We start from the raw sequence: 21,880 nt of genomic DNA on the forward strand, positions 1-21,880 counted from the left end.
TTTTTTAGATCTTATTATCTTCTTCGCGGATAGTCCGCAGATTGCAGGCGATGTGATTTAACGTGGCGCTAAAGGTGGCGAGTTCCGCCTCGGGAATGGTTCGGGTGACGCGGTTTTGATAAGTCTCAATCACGCGGTTCAGCTCTTCCAGCCTCGAGCGGCCTTCCGCCGTCAGCGTCAGCAGGCGTATGCGTTTGTCATAGGGCGATGTAGAACGCAGCAGATAGCCCTGCTTTTCCAGCTGTGTGAGGGTGCGCATCAGCGGCGGCAGTTCAATGCCCTGCACCTCCGCCAGCTCGCTGACCGAGACGTTGCACCCCAGCTGATGCAGCTGCATCAGCACCGTCCAGCTTGACTGGGTCAGGCCGGTATCGGTAATGGCAGAATCGATAATCGCGCGCCACTGGCGCACCACCATCGCCATGCGCATCCCCATCGGGCGGCGAGCAAACAGGTCGTCTTCGGTCATCTTCTTTTCCTCATTTAGAACCTATCTCATCAGGCGTTATTGGCGCAGGCAGTTTGAACACGGACAGCGCGGAGAAACCGGAACGTACACGGAGTACGTGAGGATTGACTCGCTACGCTCACCCTCCGGGCCGCTCTGAAGGGCGTTCAAAATACTTTCGTATTTTGTCGAGCACTGCCCAGGTTCAAAATGACAAGTAAAATAGCCTGATGGATATGGTTCGTCGCGGAAATGAAAATAATACTTATCAGGATAACTATCAAGAAACGAAGGATAGAGAAGCATGAAATGATAAATTCTGTGAATGCATTCCCCCGGTCGCGCTAACGCTTACCGGGGCTACAGCTCTGCGCAGTTTAGTAGCCCGGACAGGTGCGCAGCACCGCCTCCGGGGAAAGGCCTGGTAAAAATCGCACGTTTTAATTGATCTGATCCCGTCTTAATCCGACGTCTTTCAGCTGTTCGTCGCTCATTCGCTGTAAAACCCGGCGCGTTTGCCTGCGCAGCCACCATTTTTTGATCGCTCTACCCGCCAGGACAAACCCAATAAACGGCTGTCTTACCCGGTTCTCATGAAATTCCATACTCCACCTCCTCACCTTGCCAGAGGCTTTATCTTCGCGGATCTGAGGGTAAACAATACAGATTCAAAAAACTCTTTTCTTTAACATACAGATTGGCTAAAACAGTATCTGCGTGGGATTTTCACCGCCCATCTGTACTGGTTTATCAATCTGTATGGCGACAATAAGGGATACAGCATGACGCGTTACCAACATCTGGCCAGCCTGCTGGCGGAGCGTATTGAGCAAGGGCTGTATCGCCACGGAGAGAAGCTGCCTTCGGTTCGCAGCCTGAGTCAGGAGCACGGAGTGAGCATCAGTACCGTGCAGCAGGCCTATCAGACGCTTGAACAGCAGCAGATGATCGTCCCCCAGCCGCGTTCCGGCTACTTTGTCGCCCCGCGTAAAGCCCAGCCGCCGGTACCGCCGATGTCGCGCCCGGTCCAGCGCCCGGTGGAAATCACCCAGTGGGATCAGGTGCTGACCATGCTCGACGCGCGCAATGACAAAAGTATTATCCCTTTCGGCGGCGGCTCGCCTGACGTCACCCAGCCGAGCCTGAAGCCCATCTGGCGCGAGCTGAGCCGGGTTATCCAGCATAATCTCAGCGAGGTGCTGAACTACGACGAGCTGGCCGGACGCCGCGAGCTGCGCGAACAAATCGCCCGCCTGATGCTCGACGGCGGCTCGGTGGTCACCGCCGACGATCTGATCATCACCAGCGGCTGCCACAGCGCGCTATCGCTGGCGCTGCTCTCGGTGTGCCAGCCCGGCGATATCGTCGCCGTCGAATCCCCGTCCTATTACGGCACCATGCAGCTGCTGCGCGGTTTGGGGCTGAAGGCCATCGAGATCCCCACCGATCCGGACAGCGGGATCAGCGTCGAAGCCCTGGAGCTGGCGCTGGAGCAGTGGCCGATCAAGGGCGTTATCCTGGTGCCGAACTGCAACAATCCGCAGGGCTTTATCATGCCCGACGCCCGCAAACGCGCGGTGCTGACCCTCGCCCAGCGCCACGATATCATCATTTTTGAGGATGATATTTACGGCGAGCTGGCCACCGACTACCCGCGCCCGCGCACCATTCATTCGTGGGATATCGACGGCCGGGTGATGCTCTGCAGCTCGTTTACCAAAACGATCGCGCCGGGCCTGCGCATCGGCTGGATCGCGCCGGGCCGCTACTACGATCGCCTGCTGCAGATGAAATACGCCGCCAGCGGCACCAACGTGCCCTCAACCCAGCTGGCCGCCTGTAACTTTATCCGCGAAGGCCACTACCACCGCCACCTGCGGCGGATGAGGCAGATCTACCAGCGCAATATGGAAATTTACACCTGCTGGCTGCGGGAATACTTCCCCTGCGGCATCTGCGTTACCCGGCCGAAGGGCGGCTATATGCTGTGGGTTGAGCTCCCCGAGCACGTCGATATGGTCTGCGTCGCGAAGCAGCTGTGCCGCCTGAAAATCCAGGTCGCGCCGGGTTCGCTGTTTTCAGCCTCGGGGAAATACCGCAACTGCTTAAGGATCAACTGCGCCCTGCCGCCGATCGACAAGCACCGGGAGGTGATGGTGAAGCTGGGTGAGGCGGTGAAGGTGGCGATGGAGTGAGTTTTTCGCCGTAGCGAACTGGCTTGTCCCCCCGGTAGCCCTGCGCTGACCGGGGCTACGGGTTTTCCCGGTCGCCTGCGGACTCGTCGCCCCAACAAGACGCGGCAAGCGCCCCCAGGGGGGCAATCTCTATCGCGCGCCGAACGTCGGGAATAGTTACGATTTCTTATTCTGCTCGCGCAGCATGGCTTCCCGCAGAATCGCGTTCAGCCGGGTTTGATAGCCTTTTCCCGGGCGTTTAAGCCACTCCATCACATCAGCGTCGATGCGGACAGAGGCCTGGGTTTTCAACGGTCGGTAGAATTTACCGCGTACCGCGTCCGGCCACCGTTCATCACCTGAAGCGGGGATATCGCTGTAATCAATTTCGCCATCCGCTTTGTTCGCCAGCGCTCTGAGTTCGTCTTCACGCTGAGCGCTAAGCCCGGCTGGCTTGTCGCGCTGATATTTAACTATGCTCATAACGACTCCTCTCTTTGCCGTCCGCCTTCCGGGCGCTAATGATACGAATCACCTCAGCCCCGCTTTCAAAGCGGACCGAATGCGCCACAAGAATAACGATAATCCCATGAACGAGGCCGATGGTTTGCCATCGATACTCACCGTTTTCATAACGATCCTGGCGGGAAAGGTGCTGCGGATCGTCAAAAACCAGTACCGCCTCCTCGAAGCGAATCCCATGTTTTTTTAAATTGCTTGTTGCCTTGTTTGCATCCCATTCAAACTCCATTGGCATAGCATGCATCCCGATTGTATATACAAAAAAGTATAGACAATTATTGGGCAAGTATACTGTCAATGTTGGAAAAAACCTCACATTTTCAGGGGCTGATTTGTAAAGGTTATGCCCCATTCACTCGCCATAAAACACCATCCCCTTATACGGCTGCTCGCGGCACGCCGCCAGGCGCCGGGCGAGGCTGCCGACGTGCAGCTCCAGCTTGTGGCCGTCCGGGTCGAGGAAATAATACGACGCCCCTTCGCTGCGGTTCACCTTCCACACCGCCACGCCGGCCGTTTCCAGCCGCGCGCTGAGCCCGGCGAAATCGGCTTCGGCGACGCTAAAAGCGTAGTGGGTGTAGTCGCTCTCCTCCGGCGGGGTAATGCGCCGCTGCGGATCGAGGGACAGGCACAGCCACAGATCGCCGCAGGAGAGATAGGCGCCGTTATCCCAGCGCGCGTGCAGCGTCATTCCCAGCAGCTGCTGATAAAACGCCACGCTCGGCGCCAGGCTGCTGACCGCCAGGGTCAGGTGATTCAATCCGCTTAACATGGCTTAATCCTCCAGTGAACTCACAATTTGCTGGCGCAGCCAGCGGTGCGCCGGGTCGCGATGCCAGCGCTCGTGCCACAGCATCAGCATATCAAACCCGGCAATCGCCAACGGCGGCTCGATAACCGTCAGTCCGCTCATCCCGCGCAGCAGCTTCTCCGGCAGCATGGCGACCAGATCGCTGCTGCGCAGCGTTTCCAGCATAAACAGGAAATGTGGCACCGAGAGGACAACTCGCCGCGAGAGCCCAAGATTGGCCAGCGCAGTATCGGTCGCGGCGCTGAAACCGCCGCCGTCCGGGGAGACAATAACCTGATCCAGCTGGCAAAACTGCGCCAGACTCAACGACGCCTGCAGCGCCGGATGCCCCGCTCTGCCCGCCAGCACGTAGCGCTCGCTGAACAGCAGCCGCTGATGCAGCTCCGGCGGAGCGCCGTCGCGGGTATGAAAGAACAGATCGACCTCGTCTCGCTCCGCCTGCTGCACCAGGTGGGAAGGCTGGAGATCGAAGACCGCCAGCCGGCTCGACGGGGAAGCGCGCCGCAGGATATTCAGCGCCGGCAGCACAATAGCCGAGGCCATATAGTCCGTCGCCGCTATTCGCCAGGTCTGCGCCGCCGTCAGCGGGTCGAAACTGTCGGCGGGGGCGACCGCCAGCTCCAGCGCCAGCAGGGCATCACGCAACGGCCCGCGCAGCGCATCGGCGCGGGCAGTAGGCAGCATCCCGCGCGGCCCGGGCAGCAGCAGCGGGTCGGCAAAAATTTCCCGCAGGCGCGCCAGCTGGATGCTGACCGACGGCTGCGACAGATTGAGCCGCTGCGCCGCTCGGGTGACGTTATTCTCACTCAGCAGCACGTCGAGGGTGCGCAGCAGGTTGAGATCCAGACGATGTAAATTAATCACGGCTATACCTGAGATTTAAGTAATTAATTTCTACTATAGCGGCCAGCCGCCTACTCTGCAGCTCTCCATAACTCAGAGGTGATTTCCATGAAAGTACTGCTGATTTACGCCCATCCGGAACCGCGATCCCTGAACGGCACGCTAAAAGATTTTGCCGTCCGGCATCTGCAAAACACCGGCCACGAGGTGCAGGTTTCCGATCTCTACGCCATGCGCTGGAAAGCGGGCTTTGATGCTGACGACAGCAGCGCCCCGCCGGTCGGCGAGTTCTGGCGCTCGACCCTTGATTCAAAGCAGGCCTTTGAACAGGGAACCCAAAGCGCGGATATCGTTGCGGAACAGGAGAAGCTGCTGTGGGCGGATACGGTAATTTTTCAGTTTCCGCTGTGGTGGTTCTCCATGCCCGCCATTATGAAGGGCTGGATCGACCGGGTTTACGCCTATGGTTTTGCCTACGGCGTCGGGGAGCACAGCGACCGCCACTGGGGCGACCGCTACGGCGAAGGCACCCTGGCAGGCAAACGGGCGATGCTGGTTGTTACCACCGGCGGCTGGGAGGAGCACTACGCCCCGCGCGGCATTAACGGACCGATTAACGATATTCTGTTTCCGATCCAGCACGGGATGCTGTTTTATCCCGGCTTTGAGGTGCTGCCGCCGCTGGTGTTCTACCGCACCGAGAAAACGGACGAGCAGCGCTTTGCCCAGCACTGCCGCGAGCTGAGGCAGCGGCTGGATACGCTGGCAAGCACCGCGCCAATCCCCTTCCGCCGGCAAAATCACGGCGACTATCTGATCCCCTCCCTGACGCTGCGCCCGGAGCTGGCACCGGGACAGAGTGGCTTTGCGGTACACTGGCACGATGCATAATCTGCGGTGGCGATAGCTCTGGCAAAGGGTATATCGCCATCATTTATATGACGAATTGTGAGCCTCCGCGCAATAACGGCATTCCACCGCCGCCCACTCCCCCGCACATTGATAGCGATCAAGAATAATCATACCGTCTGGTCGGTATGATTCAGGCCATGAACATAGCAGCCCAACACCGAAAAAAAGACCCCGTCCGCCTGCATCGCCAGCTGCTGGAATCCGCGGCGATGATTGCCGGCAGAGACGGCATCGCCTCGCTGTCGCTGAACGCCGTGGCGCGCGAAGCCGGGGTGAGCAAAGGCGGTCTTTTGCACCACTTCCCCAACAAGCAGGCGCTGATTTTTGCCCTCTTCGCCCGGCTGCTGGCGATTATGGAAAAAGCGATCGCCGAGCTGATGGCCGCGGATAATGTCTCTTACGGCCGCTTTACCCGCGCCTATTTGCACTATCTGTCGGCCCCTGAGCTGACGGACACCCAGGAGAGCCGCCAGCTGATGGTGCTGTCGCTGGCGATGCCGGATGAGCCGGTGCTGCGAAAATGCTGGCGCGACTGGATGCTGGATCACCTCGCGCAGGGCGATGCGCTGGACAACGGCCACACCGGCACCCTGGTACGCTACGCGGCGGACGGTATCTGGCTTTCGGAGTTAACCGAGGGGCGCACCATGAGCGCCGAACACCGGCGATCGCTGGTCAGCGATCTGACGAGGATGACGCTTCCCGCGTGAAGCACGTTGAGCCTGACAGGTCAGGCGATTAGATTGAGGCCGCGATGCGCTACAACATCAATGGCCGTCTCATTTATGATGCAACGGACGGCACACTAATCCTACCGGGAAGCGATGAGGCGGACAGCCAGCTGTCGATCACCACCAGCGCGCTGCTGTGGTTTTTCCTGCGTAACCCGGAGATTGTCAGCCGCGATGAGGTACTCAAAAAGGTCTGGGACGACAACGGATTAACCTCCTCGAACAGCAACCTCAATCAGTACCTGAGCATGCTGCGCAAAACCTTCCGCCACTACGAGATCGACAATATTATCGTCACCGTCTCGCGCGGACTGCTGCAGCTGAACCCGGAAATCACCGTTCACCCGCTGGACACTCCCGTGCCGTCGGAGCCGCCGTCGCCCGAGGAGCCGGACACCGTGTCCCCGGCTACGCGGCAAAGCCCGAAACCAACCCGGCACGCGCGCGGCACCTGCTGGTATATCGCCGGCGTCTGCCTGCTGACCATCGCCCTGCTGCTGGTGCTTTTCAGCTTTTTCGGCAGCAGCGAATCACGCCCCATTACCCTGAAGCAGATGACCCACAGCCAGTGCGAACTGCTGGCCAGCGATGAGATGCTGCGCTCCGTGGCCGGCACCGCCTACGGCAAAAACTTTGACGCCGTGCGCCAGCGGCTGAAGCTGGAGTGCAAACCCGGCGAACGTTTTGTCTTCTTCTACGGCGATCGGCTGGAGACCAACGGCCTCGGCCGCGTCTTCCTCGCCCACTGCGCGATGCATGAAGACAACCCCTTCAGCTATTGCGATAACTATTTCTACTACTCCTGGAAACCGCAATGAGACTCGCACCCCGGCCTTTTTTCGCCCTCTCAGCCCTGGCGTTTATCACCGCCGCCGGGCTCAGCGCCTGGAAGCTGCTGCCGGCGGAAAACGACGGGGTGATGAGCTGCTCGACCAAAGCCATCATGCGCTTTGAAAACATGGATAAAGAGAACGTTAACGGCAACATTCACTTCAATTTTGCCGCCCACGGCAAAGGCTCGATGGTCGTTGAAGGCTATACCGACTCCGCCGCCGGCTGGCTCTACCTGCAGCGCTACGTTAAATTCAGCTATAGCAGTAAACGCATCTCCTCAACCGAGCGCCACTACCGCATCAGCCGGTGGGAATCCAGCGCCTCATCTATCGACGAATCCCCTGACGTCATCTTCGCCTACTTTATGCGCGAGATGTCCGACAGCCACGACGGGCTATTTCTCAACGCCCAGAAGCTCAACGAGAAGGCGATTCTGCTCAGCTCGATCAATTCGCCGCTCTACGTTTGCACCCTGAAGTCCGGCAGCAAGCTTGACTGACGGCCTGCCCCGCCCGCGCCAGCCACGTCCCATTTTTTCCCCCACCGCCTCATGCTGTAAAACCGCACTTTTTGCGTTTAGCTCCCGGCGAAAAACATGACCATAACCACACTTAAACGATGGGTATATTACCCGACCCCAGCATTAAATTAGCAACCCATTAACATTTACCGCCGCCCGTCAGGATGGCGAAAAACGCGCCGCATCCGCAGCCAATTCCATCGCCCCACTTCAGCACAAAGAGATAAATACAGGCCCTTAAAAGGCTAAATCACAGAGTAAAAAACTAAAAACACAACTCTCACGGATTTAAATTTCACTTCGCCCGTCATTCCTTATAGTGAACCCCGAACGCCGCTACCGCGTGTTGACGCCGTTACGCGGACGGTTTTCCCGAATCACAAACCTGTCTGGAGGAACAACCATGGGTGATGCATTGGGGCTTATTGAAACCAAAGGCCTGGTGGCCTGCATTGAAGCAGCGGATGCGATGTGCAAATCCGCCAACGTCGAGCTGATTAGCTATGAAAACATCGGCTCCGGGCTGGTCACCGTGATGGTGAAGGGCGACGTCGGCGCGGTGAAAGCGGCGGTGGATTCCGGCGTGGAATCGGCGCAGCGCATCGGCGAGGTGGTGACCTCGCTGGTTATCGCGCGTCCGCATAACGACATCAACAAAATTGTTATTAAACACAAGGCTTAAGGCCGGGAGAACGCAAATGGGTGATGCATTAGGTCTGATTGAAACCAAAGGTCTGGTGGCCTGTATCGAGGCGGCGGACGCGATGTGTAAAGCCGCCAACGTCGAGCTGATTGGCTATGAAAACGTCGGCTCCGGGCTGGTCACCGCGATGGTGAAAGGCGACGTCGGCGCGGTGAAAGCGGCGGTGGATTCCGGCGTGGAATCGGCGCAGCGCATCGGCGAAGTGGTGACCTCGCTGGTTATCGCACGTCCACATAACGACATCAACAAAATCGTCGCGCATTACAAAGTCGCGGAATAACGGGAGACAACATGATGAAAGAAGCGCTTGGTCTGATCGAAACCAAAGGTCTGGTGGCCTGTATTGAAGCCGCCGATGCGATGTGTAAAGCCGCCAACGTCGAGCTGATTGGCTATGAAAACGTCGGCTCCGGGCTGGTCACCGCGATGGTGAAAGGCGACGTCGGCGCGGTGAACGCAGCCGTGGACTCCGGCGTGGAAGCGGCGAAACGTATCGGCGAAGTCGTCACCTCCCGCGTCATTGCGCGACCGCATAACGATATCGAGAAAATCGCGTCGCAGCACAAAGCATGACCTGACAGGGCGCGCCCCGTCTCCACTCTTTTCGTCTGATGAAGGATAGACTCATGATTGAACTGGATAACGATTTGCAGTCCCGCCAGAACGCGCGGGAACTGGTGCGCAGCGCCAAAAAGGCCCAGGCGATTCTGGCCACCTTTTCGCAGCAGCAAATCGACGCCATCGTGAAAAACGTGGCCCAGGAAGCGGCGCACCACGCCGAAGCGCTGGCGAAAATGGCCTCGGAAGAGACCGGATTTGGCAACTGGCAGGACAAGGTGCTGAAGAACCGTTTTGCCTCGCTGCGCGTCTACGACGCCATCAAAGATATGAAGACCGTCGGCATCATTCATGACGATCCGCTAAAAAAAGTGATGGACGTGGGCGTGCCGCTGGGGGTGATTTGTGCGCTGGTGCCGTCAACCAACCCGACCTCAACCGTAATCTATAAAACGCTGATTGCCCTCAAAGCCGGCAACGCGATTATCTTTTCCCCGCATCCCGGCGCGCGTGAGTGCAGCTGGAAAGCGATAGAGATCGTTAAACGCGCCGCCGAAGCCGCAGGCGCCCCGGCAGGCAGCGTCAGCGCTATCACCCAGCTGACCCTCGAAGCCACCTCCGAACTGATGCACAGCAAAGAGGTCTCGCTGATCCTCGCCACCGGCGGCGAAGGCATGGTGCGCGCGGCCTATGCTTCCGGCACCCCGACCATCAGCGGCGGCCCGGGTAACGGCCCGGCGTTTATCGAACGCAGCGCCGATATCCACCACGCGGTGAAAGATATCATCACCAGCAAAACCTTCGATAATGGGGTGATCTGTGCGTCCGAGCAGTCGATCATCGTCGAACGCTGCATTTACGACGAAGTACGCCGGGAGCTGGACGCCCAGGGCGCGTACTTTATGAATGAGGGCGAAGCGGCGAAAATGGCGGCCCTGCTGCTGCGCGCCAACGGCACTATCAACCCGAAAGTGGTCGGCAAAACCGCGCTCTATCTGAGCCAAATGGCCGGCTTCAGCGTTCCGGCCAGCACCCGAGTGCTGATTGCCGAGCAGACCACCGTCTCGCACAAAAACCCCTATTCGCGCGAAAAGCTGTGTCCGGTACTCGGCCTGTACGTGGAAGAGGACTGGAAGGCGGCCTGCAATCGAGTGGTGGAGCTGCTGACCAACGAAGGACTCGGCCATACCCTGGTGATCCACACCCGTAACCAGGACGTCATCCGCCAGTTCTGCCTCGAAAAACCGGTGAACCGCATTCTGATCAACACCCCGGCGGCGCTGGGCGGCATCGGGGCGACCACCAATATCACCCCGGCATTAACCCTCGGCTGCGGCGCCGTTGGCGGCGGTTCCAGCTCCGATAACGTCGGGCCAATGAACCTGCTCAACATCCGCAGGGTCGGCTACGGCGTGCGCTCCATTGATGAACTGCGCGCCCCGGGCAGCCGCCCTGAACCGCAGCCCACCATCGTTGCCCCGGTCGATAACCCGCATCGCAGCATTGTTGACGACCAGCGCTTCACCGCGCCGGCCGCTGCGTCCCTCAGCGCAACGGCAGACGATCGTTTTGCGGTCCGCGCCGCCGTCGAGGCGGAAGGCGACATCAGCGAGCAAAACGTGGAGCGCGTTATCCGCCAGGTGCTGGAGCGCCTCGGTAAGTAATGCATTGAGATAAGGCGATAAAAACAATGATTCTCGCAAAGGTAGTCGGACATGTCGTCGCCACGCAGAAATGCGCTGAGCTACGCGGCAGCAACCTGCTGTTAATCGCCAGGTTAGACGATGAACAGCGGCCAATGAAGGACCAGACCTGGGTTGCCGTCGATAGCGTCGGCGCAGGCATGCACGACATCGTGCTGGCCGAAGAGTATTTAGCGCTCAACCGGGACCGCTACAAGGCCATGTCGGTGGTTGCCATTGTCGAGAACGTGTTTCGGGACGCTTAAGGAGTGAATAGTCCAATGAGTGAATTTTTGCTGAAACCCCGGATCCGCTTTGGTCAGGACGCGCTTGCGGTCCTGAGCGAGCTTCCCGCCCGCAGCGTCCTGCTGGTCACCGATAAGGCGATGGTGAAATTTGGCCTCGCCGAGCGCGTGACCCGGATCCTGCAGCAGCGCGGCATCACCTTCCAGGTATGGGACGACGTGGTGGCCGACCCGGATATCGCCACCGTCGTGCGCGGTATGAAGCTGATGGACAGCCGCTATCCAGATCTGGTTATCGCCCTCGGCGGCGGTTCGGTGATTGATGCCGCCAAAGCGGTTATCTTCGCCCTGGCGCAAACCCGTCCGGACGCCCGCCGCGAGCGCCCCTGCTTCGTGGCGATCCCCACCACCAGCGGTACCGGCTCGGAAGTGACCGCCTTTTCGGTGGTGAAAGCCGGCGCCGAAAAGCTGGTGCTGGTGGACCCGTCGCTGCTGCCGGACATCGCCATTCTCGACCCGGCGCTGGTGGCCTCGGTGCCGCCGGCCATCACCGCCGATACCGGGATGGACGTTCTGTGCCACGCGATGGAGGCCTACGTCTCTCTTAATGCCAGCGACTTTTCCGACGCGCTGGCGGAAAAAGTGGTGCAGCAGGTGTTTCGCTACCTGCCGACCTGCTGGCGCAGCGGTGACAACCTGCTGGCGCGGGAAAAGATGCACAACGCCTCCTGCATGGCGGGAATGGCCTTTACCAACGCCTCCCTCGGCGTGACCCACAGCCTCGCCCACGCGCTTGGCGGCGTCTTCCGCGTCCCGCACGGCCGCGCCAACGCGCTGCTGATGGCGGAAGTCGTAGCGTGGAATGCCGATTATCAGGGGCGGTGCGATACCGATGCCGCGCGCAAATACGCTCGCCTGGCTCATCTGCTGGATCTGCCGGCCGCCAGCCCCCGCGAGGGCGTTGCCAGCCTGCTGATCGCCATTCAGGCATTGAAAGATGAAATGACCATGCCGGCCGGCATCCGCGATACCGGCGTCGACGCCGCTGATTTTGACCGGCGGCTGGCGGAAATGGTCGGCCAGGCGCTGCGCGATGGCTGTACCCCAACCAACCCGCGCGTACCGGATGCTAACGCTTTAACCGAACTCTATCGCCGGGCGTGGACCGGCGGCGCCGTTCAGGGCCACTGATAACAAGAACTGGAGAACCTTACCCATGGCACACTACAGCTTAACGCCGCGCGTCAACGTGCTGGCAAAACGTTTACTTTCACAAAAAAGCACCCTGTGCACCGAACACGCCACGACGCTCAACGCCCTTGATGGCGATATCGCGGGCGTCCCCGCCGCCGTCAAACCGGCGCGCCGCTTCTACGAACTGATGCGCCAGCTGCCGGTGTGCATCAGCGCCGACGAGCTGATCGTCGGTAACCAGACCCGTAAACCGCACGGCGCCATCTTTCACGATGAAAGCGCGGCCCATCGCCCGTCGGCGTTTCAGTTTCTCAACCTGAACGGCGACCTCAACTCCCCGGACTATAAGCTGGTCATCGAGAAAGGCGTGCTGGCGATCAGGCACCAGCTCGAGGAGAAGACCCGCAGCCTGGGCAGCGCCGTCAGCCGCAGCGGCATGGATGAAGTCAACGGCTGCCGCGCGGCGATTTACGCCTGCGACGGGCTGCTGACCCTGGCGCAAAATCTCGCTAACAGCGCGGAAACCCTGGCCGCCGGCGAAAGCAACGCTTATCGCCAGAGCGAGCTGCGCGACAGCGCCGCCATCCTGCACCAGGTTCCGGCCCACCCGGCGCGCAATTTTAAAGAAGCCTGCCAGGCCTTTTATCTGTTCCAGCTCGCGTTGCAGCTCGATAACGGCAGCTATGCGGTGAACCCGGAGGGCGCCGATAAGGCCCTGCTGCCCTGGTACCAGCGCGATATCGACAGCGGCGCCCTGACGCCGCAGCAGGCCTATGAGATCGTCGAATGCCTGTGGTTCAAGCTGGCGGAGCTGAGCGAAGTCCGCGCCGCCTGCGCCATTGACGGCTACCCGATGTTTGACGCCCTGCTGCATGGCGCGAGCCTCGAGAACACCAATATCAACGCGCTCTCCGCGATGTTCCTCAGCGCCCAGCACAACCTCAGCGCGCTGAATCTGCCGGTGCGCCTGTTCCGCGGCGCGCAGCAGGTCTCCGCCGCCCCGTTCGCCGTCTGCGCCGATACCCCGGTGATGGAAGGCCTGACCCCGCGCATGCAGCGCCTGCGTAACCACTACCTGACCGTGCGCCCGAGCGTCTCCATCTACCGCGCGCTGGCCTTTACCGAAGTGGTCAAAGCTAATCCGGGCATGCCAACCATTCTGCTGCGCGCCAAAGCGTTCCGCCACGCCTGCGAAACCGCGCCGATCCTGATTCAGGATGACGAGCTGATCGTCGGCCATCCGTGCGGCAAGCCGCGCGCGGGCGCCTTCTCGCCGGATATCGCCTGGCGCTGGGTGCGCGACGAGCTCGACACCATGAGCACCCGCCCGCAGGATCCGTTTGAGATCAGCGAAGAAGATAAAAAAACCATCCGCGAGGAGATCGTCCCGTTCTGGGAAGGCCGTTCGCTGGATGAGATTTGCGAAGCGCAGTATCGCGAAGCCGGCGTCTGGGCGTTCAGCGGCGAGACCTTCGTCAGCGACCTCTCTTATCACCAGATCAACGGCGGGGGCGATACCTGTCCGGGCTACGACGTTTTGCTGTTCACCAAAGGGATGAACGGCATTAAGGCCGATGCCCAGGCCCGCCTCGAGCAGTTGAGCATGGAGAACCCGGAAGATATCGACCGCATTTACTACTACAAGGCGGCGATCGAAACCTGTGAAGGCGTCATTAACTACTCCCACCGCATCGCCGCCCACGCCCGGGAGCTGGCGGCCGGGGAGCAGAACGCCCAACGTCGCGCCGAGCTGCTGACCATCGCTGAGGTTAACCAGAACGTGCCGGCCAATCCGCCGAAAACCCTGCAGGAAGCGCTGCAGAGTATCTGGACCGTGGAGTCGCTGTTCGAAGTCGAAGAGAACCAGACCGGCCTCTCCCTCGGCCGCGTTGACCAGTACTGCTACCCGATGTTTGAGGCCGATATTCGCGAAGGGCGCCTGACCCACGACGCTGCGCTGGAGATGATGCAGGCCTTTATCATCAAGTGCGCCGAGCTGATGTGGATGTCCAGCGAGCTGGGGGCGAAATACTTCGCCGGCTATCAGCCGTTTATCAACCTGACCGTCGGCGGCCAGAAGCGTACCGGCGGCGACGCCTGCAACGATCTCACCTATCTGATTATGGACGCCGTGCGCTTCGTGAAGGTTTACCAGCCGTCGCTGGCCTGCCGCATTCACAACCAGTCTCCGCAGAAGTACATGGAAAAAATCGTCGACGTGGTGAAGGCGGGTATGGGCTTCCCGGCCTGCCACTTCGATGACTCCCATATCAAGATGATGCTGCGTAAAGGCTTCGATTTTGAAGACGCCCGCGACTACTGCCTGATGGGCTGCGTCGAGCCGCAGAAATCGGGCCGCATCTACCAGTGGACCTCCACCGGCTACACCCAGTGGCCCATCGCCATCGAGTTCGTGCTGAACCGCGGCCGGATGGTGCTGTTCGATAGCTATCAGGGGCTGGATACCGGCGACCTGCGGGACCTGCACACCTTCGACGCGTTTGACGCGGCGGTGAAAAAACAGATTGCCCATATCGTGCGGCTGTCGGCAATTGGCACGGTGATCAGCCAGCGCGTGCACCGCGACGTGGCGCCGAAGCCGCTGATGTCGCTGCTGGTGGAAGGCTGCATGGAGAGCGGTAAAGACGTAGCGGCCGGCGGCGCGATGGTCAACCACGGGCCGGGGCTGATCTTCTCGGGCCTGGCGACCTACGTCGACTCCCTCGCCGCGATCCGCAAGCTGGTATATGAAGATAAAAAATATACCCTCGAGCAGATCCGCGACGCGATGCTGGCGAACTTTGAAGGCTTCGAAGGGCTGCGCCGCGACTGCCTGAACGCGCCGAAATACGGCAACGACGATAACTACGTTGACCAGTACGCGCTGGATATCACCGAATGGACCGAGCGCGAGTGCCGTAAGTACCAGATGCTCTACTCCACCCTCAGCCACGGCACCCTGTCGATCTCCAACAACACGCCGATCGGCGAGCTGACCAACGCCACGCCGAACGGTCGCCTGGCGTGGATGCCGCTCTCGGACGGTATCAGCCCGACCCAGGGCGCCGATAAGCAGGGTCCGACCGCGATAATCAAGTCGGTCAGCAAGATGAACGTGGAGACCATGAACATCGGCATGGTGCACAACTTCAAGTTCCTCAAAGGGTTGCTGGATACCCCGGAAGGACGCCATGGCCTGATCACGCTGCTGCGTACCGCATCGATTCTCGGCAACGGCCAGATGCAGTTCAGCTACGTCGATAACGAAGTGCTGAAAAAAGCCCAACAGGAGCCGGAAAAATACCGCGACCTGATCGTCCGTGTGGCGGGCTACAGCGCCTACTTCGTCGAGCTGTGCAAAGAAGTTCAGGACGAAATCATCAGCCGTACGGTTATTGAGAAGTTCTAGTTCGTCACATGAGAACTATTTGAGTCTTATTTGAGAAATAGTAGAAATTCTTCGTCGATGGCGGGCCGCAGATAACGTAGCTGCGGTCTGTCGAACGACGGGGAGGAGGCAAACGTGATCGCAACACAAGAATTAACCGGCCGCATCTTCAATATTCAGAAGTATTCGATCTACGACGGGGATGGTATTCGCACGCTGGTTTTTTTCAAAGGCTGCAATATCCGCTGCCCGTGGTGCGCGAACCCGGAAGGGCTTACCAGCCAGTTTCAGGTGATGTTCTCGCAGGATAAGTGCGTGAACTGCGGCGACTGCGTCAGCGTCTGTCCGGCGGGGATCCACTACCGGGCGGAAGAAAATGGCGCCATGAAGCACTTCGTCGACCGCAATAAGGACTGCATCGGCTGCCGTAAATGCGAAGATATTTGCACCCAGAACGCGCTGGATATTATGGGTAAAGACGTCACCGTCAGCGAGCTGATGGAGATAATCATGCAGGATTACGATTTTTATATCGCCTCCGGCGGCGGCGTGACCATCGGCGGTGGCGAAATGAGCCTGCAGACCGATTTTGCCGTCGCCTTATTTAGCGAATGCAAAAAGATGATGCTCAATACCGCTGTCGAAACCCAGGGCACCACCCCGCTGGCTAATTATCAGAAGCTGGCGCCGGTTACCGACACCTTCTTATTCGATATTAAGCAGATCAATAGCGCGCACCATAAAGCGTTATTCGGCATCGGCAACGAAGGGATCCGCCGCAATCTGGAGTGGCTGGTGGACTCCGGCGCCAACGTGATTGTCAGGATGCCGCTGGTGCGCGGATATAACGACTCCTGGGAAGCCATTACCGGCGCCATTGATTACGTACAGAACTTAGCGAAGCGCGGAAATATCCGCCGCATCGATATGCTGCCGTACCACCAGCTGGGGCGTAAAAAATATGAACGCCTGGATATGCCGTACCCGATTACTCAGGACCCGTCTTATTCGCCCGAAGAGTTAGACCAGCTGGAAACGTTCTTCGCGCAGTTTGATTTTGATATTCGTTTAGTCCGCCATTAACAGGAGCTGACAATGAAAAGTTTAGGCGTAATTGAAACGCGAGGGCTGGTCGCCGCCATTCAGGCCGTCGACGCCGCCTGCAAATCCGCAGGCGTAAGCTGCATCGGCTACCGCAAAATCGGCTCGGGGCTGGTCAGCGTCTGCTTTGAAGGCGAAATCAGCGCCATCCATACCGCGATTGAGCGCGGCGTCGAAGTCGTCGCCGCGGGCCAGGTCGTCGGCTCGCTGGTCATCGCCCGTCCGGAACGCAGCGTGGTCGATGCGCTGGGTAAATTAAAAGGCCGCCCGTCGCGTCCTGCCGCTCAGGCCCAAGCGCCGGTGGCTAAAGCCGACGCCTCGCTCCCGCCACAAGAAAAAGAGTCGGCCGCGCCCTACGCCGCGCAGCCCGCAGCGGAGCAGGTGGAAGACAAAAACGCCGCGCAGAGGAGAGGGAAGAAGGCATGATCGACGCTCTGCTCCATGAAAAAATTGCCGCCCGCCTGAGCCGCGTCGCCCCGGAGATCCCGGTCGGCATCTCTAACCGCCACGTTCATCTGGCGCAGCAGGATGTCGAGGCGCTGTTCGGCAAGGGCTACGCGCTAACCCCGCTGAAGCCGCTGCGTCAGCCGGGGCAGTTCGCCGCCGAAGAGCGCGTCACCGTGGTCGGGCCGAAGGGCTCGCTGACCCAGGTGCGCGTCCTCGGCCCCACCCGGCCCAGCAGCCAGCTGGAAATTTCCCGCGCCGACTGCTTCACTCTCGGTATCAGGGCGCCGGTGCGCGAGTCCGGCCAGCTGGAGAACACCGGCAGCGCGCTGCTGATCGGCCCGGCGGGCCACGTTGAGCTTCGGTCGCAGGTGATCTGCGCCTGGCGGCATATTCATATGTCGCCGCAGGACGCCCGCCGGCTGAACGTCAGCAACGGGCAGAAGGTCAGCGTCCGCAGCAACGGTGAGCGCCGGCTGACGTTTGATGAGGTGGTGGTTCGGGTGCGCGATGATTTTGCGCTTGAGTTCCATATTGATACCGAAGAGGCCAACGCCGCCGGACTGAAAAACGGCGCCCAGGTCGTCATCACCCAGCCCGCTTAACGGAGGCCAGCCATGACCGACGAAGAGATCGAACACCTGGTAACGCGCATTATCCACCGGCTGCAGCCGCCGGTTCTGGTGATGGTCACCGCCGCCGACGGCTACCGGCAGGCGATCCGTCGCCGCCTGGCGGCCTGCGGGCTGCCGCTGCATATCGCGCTGGACGAAGGCACCCCGGACGCCGCATGCTGGCAGGAAACCGGCGCAATCATCCCGCCGTCAGCCTGGCAGGAGGCGCTGCCGGCAATGGCCTGGCGCGCGGCGATAGTGCCGTTTCTCGACTATCCGCTGGCGGCTGACCTGGCGAACGGCAGCCTGCGCAGCGCGTTCGCCAGACGCCTGCACGAGGCGCTGCTTAGCGGCCTGCCGGTGCTGGCGCTACGCTACCACTGCGATCCCGACAGCGAGCTCAATCAGCTGTGCGGCGCGGCGGCCCACTCGACCTATGCCGGGCAGATGCGCGCGACGCTGGCTCGCCTGACGGAGTGCGGCGTCACCCTGTGTGATATGAACGAGCTGCTGGAGCGGCTGACGTCGGGCAGCGCCGCGCCGACGCCGGTGAACGCGACGCGGCGTTATCTTACCGTCACGGATGTCGTGAATAATCCGGCGCTAGCCGCCGCGCCCGATGCCGAGCTGACCGATGCTGCCATCGATTTTTTGAAAAACAGAAAAAAAGAACCTTACCTTAATAAATAGACCCGGAGTTTATTATGTCTTCTAAAAAAAAATGTTGGCTATGGATGCTGCTAGTTATCCTCTCTGAAACCTCGGCTACTTCGACGCTTAAAATGTTCGGCAGCAGCGAAGGCTCAACCAAAATGATGCTGCTCGCGCTGCTGATTGTTCTCTATTGCACCTGCTACTACTCGCTCTCCCGCGCGGTGAAAGATATCCCCGTCGGCCTGGCGTACGCCACCTGGTCAGGCACCGGCATCCTCGTCGTTTCCACCCTGGGAATGGCCTTTTACGGCCAGCATCCGGATACCGCGGCCATTATCGGCATGGCGGTTATCGCCAGCGGCATCGTTATCATGAACCTGTTCTCGAAAATGGGTAGCGAGGAGAGCGCCGCTGCGCCCGCCGAGCCGGTTACGCCTCTCGACAAAAAAATCGCCAACTAACTGAAAGGAATAGCATATGTTTAATCTCGGATTTTTATGGCTGGCGCTGTCAATCGGCTCCGAAATCACCGGCACCTCGATGATCAAAAAGACCAACGGCTTTAGCAAACTGGCGCCGTCGGTGCTGGTGGTCTGCGCCTACGGGCTGTGCTATTTCGCCCTCACCCGCGCGATGAGCACCATCCCGGTAGGCGTGGCCTACTCGCTGTGGTGCGGCTTTGGTATCGTCGGCGTCACCATCTGCTCCATGATCCTCTACAAGCAGAAGCCGGATCTGCCGGCCATCTTCGCGATGGTGCTGATTATCTCCGGCGGCATCATCATGAACGTCTTCTCTACGATGTAAAGCTCGCGGGGCGCGGGTTTCCCCGACGCCCGTTTCGTGGCAGGATAGTCCGATGAACAGAAACGTTGTCGTTACCCGCTCCCTTCGCTGGTGGCTGCCTGCATAAAGGCGGCACGATTCACGTTTCCATTTCAAAGCCGCCGGAAGGCGGCTTTGTTATTTCTCAGCAGCGCCTTTCGGCTTAACCGCATCGTAAGGAGTTTCTGATGAACGCAAACCACACTATTCTTACCGGCGATCGCCCGACCGGCCAGCTGCACCTCGGCCATTACGTGGGGTCGCTGCGCCAGCGCGTGCAGCTGCAGCATGACCACCAGCAGTTTATTCTGGTCGCCGACCTGCAGGGATTAACGGACAACGGCAGCAACCCGCAAAAGATAAGCAACAATATCTTTGAAGTGATGGCCGACTATCTGGCCGTCGGCATCGATCCGCAGAAAACCACGATTTGCCTGCAGTCGGCCCTCCCGGCGCTGGCGGAGCTGAGCGCCCTGTACATGAATATCGTCACCGTTGCCCGCGTCGAGCGCAATCCCACCGTCAAGCATGAAATTGCGCAGAAAGGCTTCGCCCGCTCGCTGCCGGTGGGGTTTCTGGCCTACCCTATCAGCCAGGCCGCCGATATCACCGCCTTTAAGGCCGGGCTGGTGCCGGTCGGCGACGATCAGCTGCCGATGATCGAACAGACCAACGAAATCGTACATAAGATGAATAGCCTGACGACGGCGCCGGTGCTGCAGCACTGCCGGGCGCTGCTCAGCGAGGTCGGCCGCCTGCCTGGCGTTGACGGCAGCGCAAAAATGTCAAAATCGCTGGGCAATACGCTGACGCTTTCGGCCAGCGAAGAGGAGATCCATCGCGCGGTCAGCGCCATGTATACCGACCCCGGCCACCTGCGCGTTGCCGACCCGGGCCAGGTGGAAGGTAACGTCGTCTTTACCTATCTCGATGCCTTCCACCCCGATAAGCCGCTGGTTGCCGAAATGAAGTCGCACTATCAGCGTGGCGGACTGGGCGACCGGCAGTGTAAAAACGCGCTGGAGGCGTGTTTGCAGACGCTGCTGGCGCCGATCCGCGAACGACGGGCGCGGTTTATTGCCGATAAAGGCATGCTGCAGGAACTGCTGCGTCAGGGCAGCGAGCGGGCGAACGGCCTCACGCAGCAGACGCTGCATGAGGTAAAACGGGGTCTGGGATTACCGATCCTGTTCTGAACGAGGCGACTCGCCATCTCGCTTCGCCTGCGGGAGCCTGGCCGGCAGACGGCTTAGCCGCCGCTGCCGCCTTCGTGCATCTTCACGCAGTTGCGTCCGTCGCGCTTGGCGGTATAGAGCGCGCTATCGGCGTCGCGCAGCAGCAGGTTGTAATCAGGGTGGCCGGTATGGATGGCGTAGCCGATGCTGGCGGTAATGGCGATTTCTGTCTCGCCGCCCACGTTGAAGCCGAGCTGGCTGATATTTTTGCGCAGACGTTCAAGGAGCACATGGGCCTCGTGGGCACCGGTTTCCACCAGCACCAGCAGAAACTCTTCGCCACCGTAGCGGAAGATATAGTCGCTGGAGCGGATATTATCGCCGAGCAGATTGGCAACGTGCTTAATCGCCCGGTCGCCCACCTGGTGGCCCCAGCTATCGTTAATCTCTTTAAAATGGTCGATATCGACGATCGCCACCGTCATCGGCCGCTCATACTCGATGGCGAGCGTGACCTCATGCTTGAGGACCACCGGCAGATAGCGACGGTTGAGCAGGCTGGTGAGGGCGTCTTTGCCGTTTTGCATTTGCGTCAGGCTGCTAAAAATCACCCCCAGCTGGCTGCCGATCTGCTGGCAATGAATATGAATGCCCTGCAGCAGGTTTTGCGTCTCTTTATATCCCGTATGGCTATCGGCTGATTTCCAGCCGCTAATTAGGCTATCGACCTCAGTGATTAATCCGCCAATCTCTTCCATCTGCGCGTTCTTATTAAAATAGCGCACGCATTTATGGCGGAACCACAGGCCAAATTCGGATTCAGATAATAACGTGGCGTTAATATCGTTTTTATTTTCGCTAACGATATTAAAAATAACGGTATTTTCCCAGCCGGAGAGCGCGGCCTGCTGTTTACCGTACTCCATCGGTACGTTATCCATCAGGCTGTACAGGCGATAGGCCTCTTCGTTTTTGGTCGCCCGATAGTGCGACAGAGTGTAGGCATGGCACATCATCTCGATCGCCATATTAAACGCCATAATCGCATAGTAGATCGCAGCCACGCCGGTTTGGCGGTCTATCGCGCTGTCGCGAATATATTCGATAACCCCGGCCTTGAGCTGCCTGGCGCCACGCAGCACGGCCTCGGCAGGAATGCCGATCCGCGAGTGAATGCTGCCAATATGGTATTGCCGTTCCGCCAGCGCCTGCAGGCCATCCTTCTCGCAGGTCAAAATGTCTTTGACCCAGCCGGCCAGCGAGCGGCTCAGACGTTCCTGAACCAAATCGTAGGTGAGGTGCCTGGCAATATCCGGGTCCTGAAAAATAAAGTCATAAAAGCGGACCGCCAGCGCTTCAGCCTGCTCGGCGGCAATATTATTAAGCACCGCTTTCACTTCCGGCGTCAGGCTGTCGCGCAGCGGCAGCCATTCCTTAAAAATAACCGCGATATATTTTTTGCTTTCATCTTTCATTGAATAAAGCACTCGCTGACGTTTGTC

The 21,880-nt window shown here is 59.6% G+C and carries 26 protein-coding genes; 19 read left to right on the forward strand and 7 right to left on the reverse strand.

Features of this window, described 5'->3' with window-relative positions; genetic code table 11:
• Positions 1-4: 4 nt before the first annotated feature.
• On the reverse strand, positions 5-469 hold the full coding sequence (locus tag GVK32_RS18235; RefSeq protein WP_159871412.1) for a MarR family winged helix-turn-helix transcriptional regulator: 465 nt from the start codon (positions 467-469) through the stop codon (positions 5-7).
• Positions 470-888: 419 nt separating this feature from the next.
• On the reverse strand, positions 889-1,053 hold the full coding sequence (locus tag GVK32_RS18240; protein WP_159871415.1) for a DUF1127 domain-containing protein: 165 nt from the start codon (positions 1,051-1,053) through the stop codon (positions 889-891).
• A gap of 177 nt (positions 1,054-1,230) precedes the next feature.
• Here GVK32_RS18240 and GVK32_RS18245 point away from each other — a divergent pair, with 177 nt between their 5' ends.
• Positions 1,231-2,643 carry a PLP-dependent aminotransferase family protein gene (locus GVK32_RS18245; RefSeq protein ID WP_159871418.1) on the forward strand — a complete coding sequence of 471 codons (1,413 nt, stop codon included), beginning with the start codon at positions 1,231-1,233 and terminating at the stop codon, positions 2,641-2,643.
• A gap of 156 nt (positions 2,644-2,799) precedes the next feature.
• On the opposite strand, the gene GVK32_RS18250 is transcribed toward GVK32_RS18245, so the two are convergent.
• From GVK32_RS18250 to GVK32_RS18265, 4 genes are all read right to left on the reverse strand, one after another.
• Positions 2,800-3,105, reverse strand: coding sequence for a BrnA antitoxin family protein (locus GVK32_RS18250; protein WP_159871421.1), 306 nt, complete (start codon positions 3,103-3,105; stop codon positions 2,800-2,802).
• Positions 3,092-3,379 (reverse strand): BrnT family toxin, encoded by a 288-nt coding sequence (locus tag GVK32_RS18255; protein WP_159871424.1) that lies wholly within the window; start codon positions 3,377-3,379, stop codon positions 3,092-3,094. Before GVK32_RS18255 ends, GVK32_RS18250 begins: the two co-directional genes overlap by 14 nt.
• Positions 3,380-3,496: 117 nt before the next feature.
• Positions 3,497-3,916: a FosA family fosfomycin resistance glutathione transferase gene (locus tag GVK32_RS18260; RefSeq protein ID WP_159871427.1), complete on the reverse strand. Its 420-nt coding sequence runs from the start codon at positions 3,914-3,916 to the stop codon at positions 3,497-3,499.
• A 3-nt stretch (positions 3,917-3,919) separates the two neighbouring features.
• Positions 3,920-4,819 (reverse strand): LysR family transcriptional regulator, encoded by a 900-nt coding sequence (locus tag GVK32_RS18265; protein ID WP_159871430.1) that lies wholly within the window; start codon positions 4,817-4,819, stop codon positions 3,920-3,922.
• An 87-nt stretch (positions 4,820-4,906) separates the two neighbouring features.
• Here GVK32_RS18265 and GVK32_RS18270 point away from each other — a divergent pair, with 87 nt between their 5' ends.
• From GVK32_RS18270 to trpS, 18 genes are all read left to right on the forward strand, one after another.
• Positions 4,907-5,689: an NAD(P)H-dependent oxidoreductase gene (locus tag GVK32_RS18270; RefSeq protein ID WP_159871433.1), complete on the forward strand. Its 783-nt coding sequence runs from the start codon at positions 4,907-4,909 to the stop codon at positions 5,687-5,689.
• 146 nt (positions 5,690-5,835) lie between these two features.
• Positions 5,836-6,420, forward strand: a complete 585-nt coding sequence (locus GVK32_RS18275; RefSeq protein ID WP_123710246.1) for a TetR/AcrR family transcriptional regulator — start codon at positions 5,836-5,838, stop codon at positions 6,418-6,420.
• A gap of 44 nt (positions 6,421-6,464) precedes the next feature.
• Positions 6,465-7,259, forward strand: coding sequence for a winged helix-turn-helix domain-containing protein (locus GVK32_RS18280; protein ID WP_159871436.1), 795 nt, complete (start codon positions 6,465-6,467; stop codon positions 7,257-7,259).
• Entirely contained in the window at positions 7,256-7,774 is a 519-nt protein-coding gene (locus tag GVK32_RS18285) for a FidL-like protein (RefSeq protein WP_159871439.1), read from the forward strand. The genes GVK32_RS18280 and GVK32_RS18285 overlap by 4 nt, the downstream gene beginning before the upstream one ends.
• A gap of 424 nt (positions 7,775-8,198) precedes the next feature.
• Positions 8,199-8,477, forward strand: a complete 279-nt coding sequence (locus GVK32_RS18290) for a BMC domain-containing protein (protein ID WP_010634659.1) — start codon at positions 8,199-8,201, stop codon at positions 8,475-8,477.
• Positions 8,478-8,493: 16 nt separating this feature from the next.
• Positions 8,494-8,778, forward strand: a complete 285-nt coding sequence (locus GVK32_RS18295) for a BMC domain-containing protein (protein WP_041143877.1) — start codon at positions 8,494-8,496, stop codon at positions 8,776-8,778.
• 14 nt (positions 8,779-8,792) lie between these two features.
• Positions 8,793-9,071, forward strand: a complete 279-nt coding sequence (locus GVK32_RS18300; protein WP_015585230.1) for a BMC domain-containing protein — start codon at positions 8,793-8,795, stop codon at positions 9,069-9,071.
• Positions 9,072-9,124: 53 nt separating this feature from the next.
• A complete protein-coding gene (locus GVK32_RS18305; protein ID WP_159871442.1) occupies positions 9,125-10,720 on the forward strand; it encodes an acetaldehyde dehydrogenase (acetylating) in 1,596 nt (531 codons plus the stop codon).
• Positions 10,721-10,746: 26 nt separating this feature from the next.
• Positions 10,747-11,004 carry a EutN/CcmL family microcompartment protein gene (locus tag GVK32_RS18310; RefSeq protein WP_159871445.1) on the forward strand — a complete coding sequence of 86 codons (258 nt, stop codon included), beginning with the start codon at positions 10,747-10,749 and terminating at the stop codon, positions 11,002-11,004.
• 15 nt (positions 11,005-11,019) lie between these two features.
• Positions 11,020-12,174: a 1-propanol dehydrogenase PduQ gene (locus GVK32_RS18315; protein WP_159871448.1), complete on the forward strand. Its 1,155-nt coding sequence runs from the start codon at positions 11,020-11,022 to the stop codon at positions 12,172-12,174.
• 25 nt (positions 12,175-12,199) lie between these two features.
• A complete protein-coding gene (gene cutC / locus GVK32_RS18320) occupies positions 12,200-15,586 on the forward strand; it encodes a choline trimethylamine-lyase (protein ID WP_159871451.1) in 3,387 nt (1,128 codons plus the stop codon).
• A 114-nt stretch (positions 15,587-15,700) separates the two neighbouring features.
• A complete protein-coding gene (cutD, locus tag GVK32_RS18325; RefSeq protein ID WP_159871454.1) occupies positions 15,701-16,648 on the forward strand; it encodes a choline TMA-lyase-activating enzyme in 948 nt (315 codons plus the stop codon).
• Positions 16,649-16,660: 12 nt separating this feature from the next.
• Entirely contained in the window at positions 16,661-17,092 is a 432-nt protein-coding gene (locus GVK32_RS18330) for a BMC domain-containing protein (RefSeq protein WP_159871457.1), read from the forward strand.
• On the forward strand, positions 17,089-17,715 hold the full coding sequence (locus tag GVK32_RS18335; protein ID WP_159871460.1) for a phosphate propanoyltransferase: 627 nt from the start codon (positions 17,089-17,091) through the stop codon (positions 17,713-17,715). The genes GVK32_RS18330 and GVK32_RS18335 overlap by 4 nt, the downstream gene beginning before the upstream one ends.
• Before the next feature lie 12 nt (positions 17,716-17,727).
• Complete coding sequence (locus GVK32_RS18340) at positions 17,728-18,414, forward strand: hypothetical protein (protein ID WP_159871463.1); 687 nt, start codon at positions 17,728-17,730, stop codon at positions 18,412-18,414.
• Positions 18,415-18,428: 14 nt separating this feature from the next.
• On the forward strand, positions 18,429-18,839 hold the full coding sequence (locus GVK32_RS18345) for a multidrug efflux SMR transporter (protein ID WP_159871466.1): 411 nt from the start codon (positions 18,429-18,431) through the stop codon (positions 18,837-18,839).
• Between the two features lie 16 nt (positions 18,840-18,855).
• On the forward strand, positions 18,856-19,185 hold the full coding sequence (locus tag GVK32_RS18350) for a multidrug efflux SMR transporter (RefSeq protein WP_041143869.1): 330 nt from the start codon (positions 18,856-18,858) through the stop codon (positions 19,183-19,185).
• Between the two features lie 206 nt (positions 19,186-19,391).
• Positions 19,392-20,399, forward strand: a complete 1,008-nt coding sequence (trpS, locus tag GVK32_RS18355; protein ID WP_159871469.1) for a tryptophan--tRNA ligase — start codon at positions 19,392-19,394, stop codon at positions 20,397-20,399.
• Positions 20,400-20,452: 53 nt separating this feature from the next.
• Here trpS and GVK32_RS18360 read toward each other — a convergent pair whose 3' ends face one another.
• Positions 20,453-21,853, reverse strand: a complete 1,401-nt coding sequence (locus tag GVK32_RS18360; protein WP_159871472.1) for a diguanylate cyclase — start codon at positions 21,851-21,853, stop codon at positions 20,453-20,455.
• Positions 21,854-21,880 lie beyond the last annotated feature (27 nt).

Source organism: Klebsiella sp. 18074 (genome assembly GCF_902705905.1).
In the GTDB taxonomy this organism is placed as follows: domain Bacteria; phylum Pseudomonadota; class Gammaproteobacteria; order Enterobacterales; family Enterobacteriaceae; genus Klebsiella; species Klebsiella terrigena.

What these genes read in the sequence shown, in the direction of transcription:
- GVK32_RS18350 (WP_041143869.1), top strand. Translation starts at nt 18,856, where the DNA reads ATGTTTAATCTCGGATTTTTATGGCTGGCGCTGTCAATCGGCTCCGAA.
- GVK32_RS18270 (WP_159871433.1), top strand. Translation starts at nt 4,907, where the DNA reads ATGAAAGTACTGCTGATTTACGCCCATCCGGAACCGCGATCCCTGAAC.
- GVK32_RS18305 (WP_159871442.1), top strand. Translation starts at nt 9,125, where the DNA reads ATGATTGAACTGGATAACGATTTGCAGTCCCGCCAGAACGCGCGGGAA.
- GVK32_RS18255 (WP_159871424.1), bottom strand. Translation starts at nt 3,379, where the DNA reads ATGCCAATGGAGTTTGAATGGGATGCAAACAAGGCAACAAGCAATTTA.
- GVK32_RS18290 (WP_010634659.1), top strand. Translation starts at nt 8,199, where the DNA reads ATGGGTGATGCATTGGGGCTTATTGAAACCAAAGGCCTGGTGGCCTGC.
- GVK32_RS18250 (WP_159871421.1), bottom strand. Translation starts at nt 3,105, where the DNA reads ATGAGCATAGTTAAATATCAGCGCGACAAGCCAGCCGGGCTTAGCGCT.
- cutC (WP_159871451.1), top strand. Translation starts at nt 12,200, where the DNA reads ATGGCACACTACAGCTTAACGCCGCGCGTCAACGTGCTGGCAAAACGT.
- GVK32_RS18330 (WP_159871457.1), top strand. Translation starts at nt 16,661, where the DNA reads ATGAAAAGTTTAGGCGTAATTGAAACGCGAGGGCTGGTCGCCGCCATT.
- GVK32_RS18235 (WP_159871412.1), bottom strand. Translation starts at nt 469, where the DNA reads ATGACCGAAGACGACCTGTTTGCTCGCCGCCCGATGGGGATGCGCATG.
- GVK32_RS18240 (WP_159871415.1), bottom strand. Translation starts at nt 1,053, where the DNA reads ATGGAATTTCATGAGAACCGGGTAAGACAGCCGTTTATTGGGTTTGTC.
- GVK32_RS18245 (WP_159871418.1), top strand. Translation starts at nt 1,231, where the DNA reads ATGACGCGTTACCAACATCTGGCCAGCCTGCTGGCGGAGCGTATTGAG.
- GVK32_RS18300 (WP_015585230.1), top strand. Translation starts at nt 8,793, where the DNA reads ATGAAAGAAGCGCTTGGTCTGATCGAAACCAAAGGTCTGGTGGCCTGT.
- trpS (WP_159871469.1), top strand. Translation starts at nt 19,392, where the DNA reads ATGAACGCAAACCACACTATTCTTACCGGCGATCGCCCGACCGGCCAG.
- GVK32_RS18280 (WP_159871436.1), top strand. Translation starts at nt 6,465, where the DNA reads ATGCGCTACAACATCAATGGCCGTCTCATTTATGATGCAACGGACGGC.
- GVK32_RS18315 (WP_159871448.1), top strand. Translation starts at nt 11,020, where the DNA reads ATGAGTGAATTTTTGCTGAAACCCCGGATCCGCTTTGGTCAGGACGCG.
- GVK32_RS18345 (WP_159871466.1), top strand. Translation starts at nt 18,429, where the DNA reads ATGTCTTCTAAAAAAAAATGTTGGCTATGGATGCTGCTAGTTATCCTC.
- GVK32_RS18285 (WP_159871439.1), top strand. Translation starts at nt 7,256, where the DNA reads ATGAGACTCGCACCCCGGCCTTTTTTCGCCCTCTCAGCCCTGGCGTTT.
- GVK32_RS18260 (WP_159871427.1), bottom strand. Translation starts at nt 3,916, where the DNA reads ATGTTAAGCGGATTGAATCACCTGACCCTGGCGGTCAGCAGCCTGGCG.
- GVK32_RS18360 (WP_159871472.1), bottom strand. Translation starts at nt 21,853, where the DNA reads ATGAAAGATGAAAGCAAAAAATATATCGCGGTTATTTTTAAGGAATGG.
- GVK32_RS18295 (WP_041143877.1), top strand. Translation starts at nt 8,494, where the DNA reads ATGGGTGATGCATTAGGTCTGATTGAAACCAAAGGTCTGGTGGCCTGT.
- GVK32_RS18335 (WP_159871460.1), top strand. Translation starts at nt 17,089, where the DNA reads ATGATCGACGCTCTGCTCCATGAAAAAATTGCCGCCCGCCTGAGCCGC.
- GVK32_RS18275 (WP_123710246.1), top strand. Translation starts at nt 5,836, where the DNA reads ATGATTCAGGCCATGAACATAGCAGCCCAACACCGAAAAAAAGACCCC.
- GVK32_RS18340 (WP_159871463.1), top strand. Translation starts at nt 17,728, where the DNA reads ATGACCGACGAAGAGATCGAACACCTGGTAACGCGCATTATCCACCGG.
- GVK32_RS18310 (WP_159871445.1), top strand. Translation starts at nt 10,747, where the DNA reads ATGATTCTCGCAAAGGTAGTCGGACATGTCGTCGCCACGCAGAAATGC.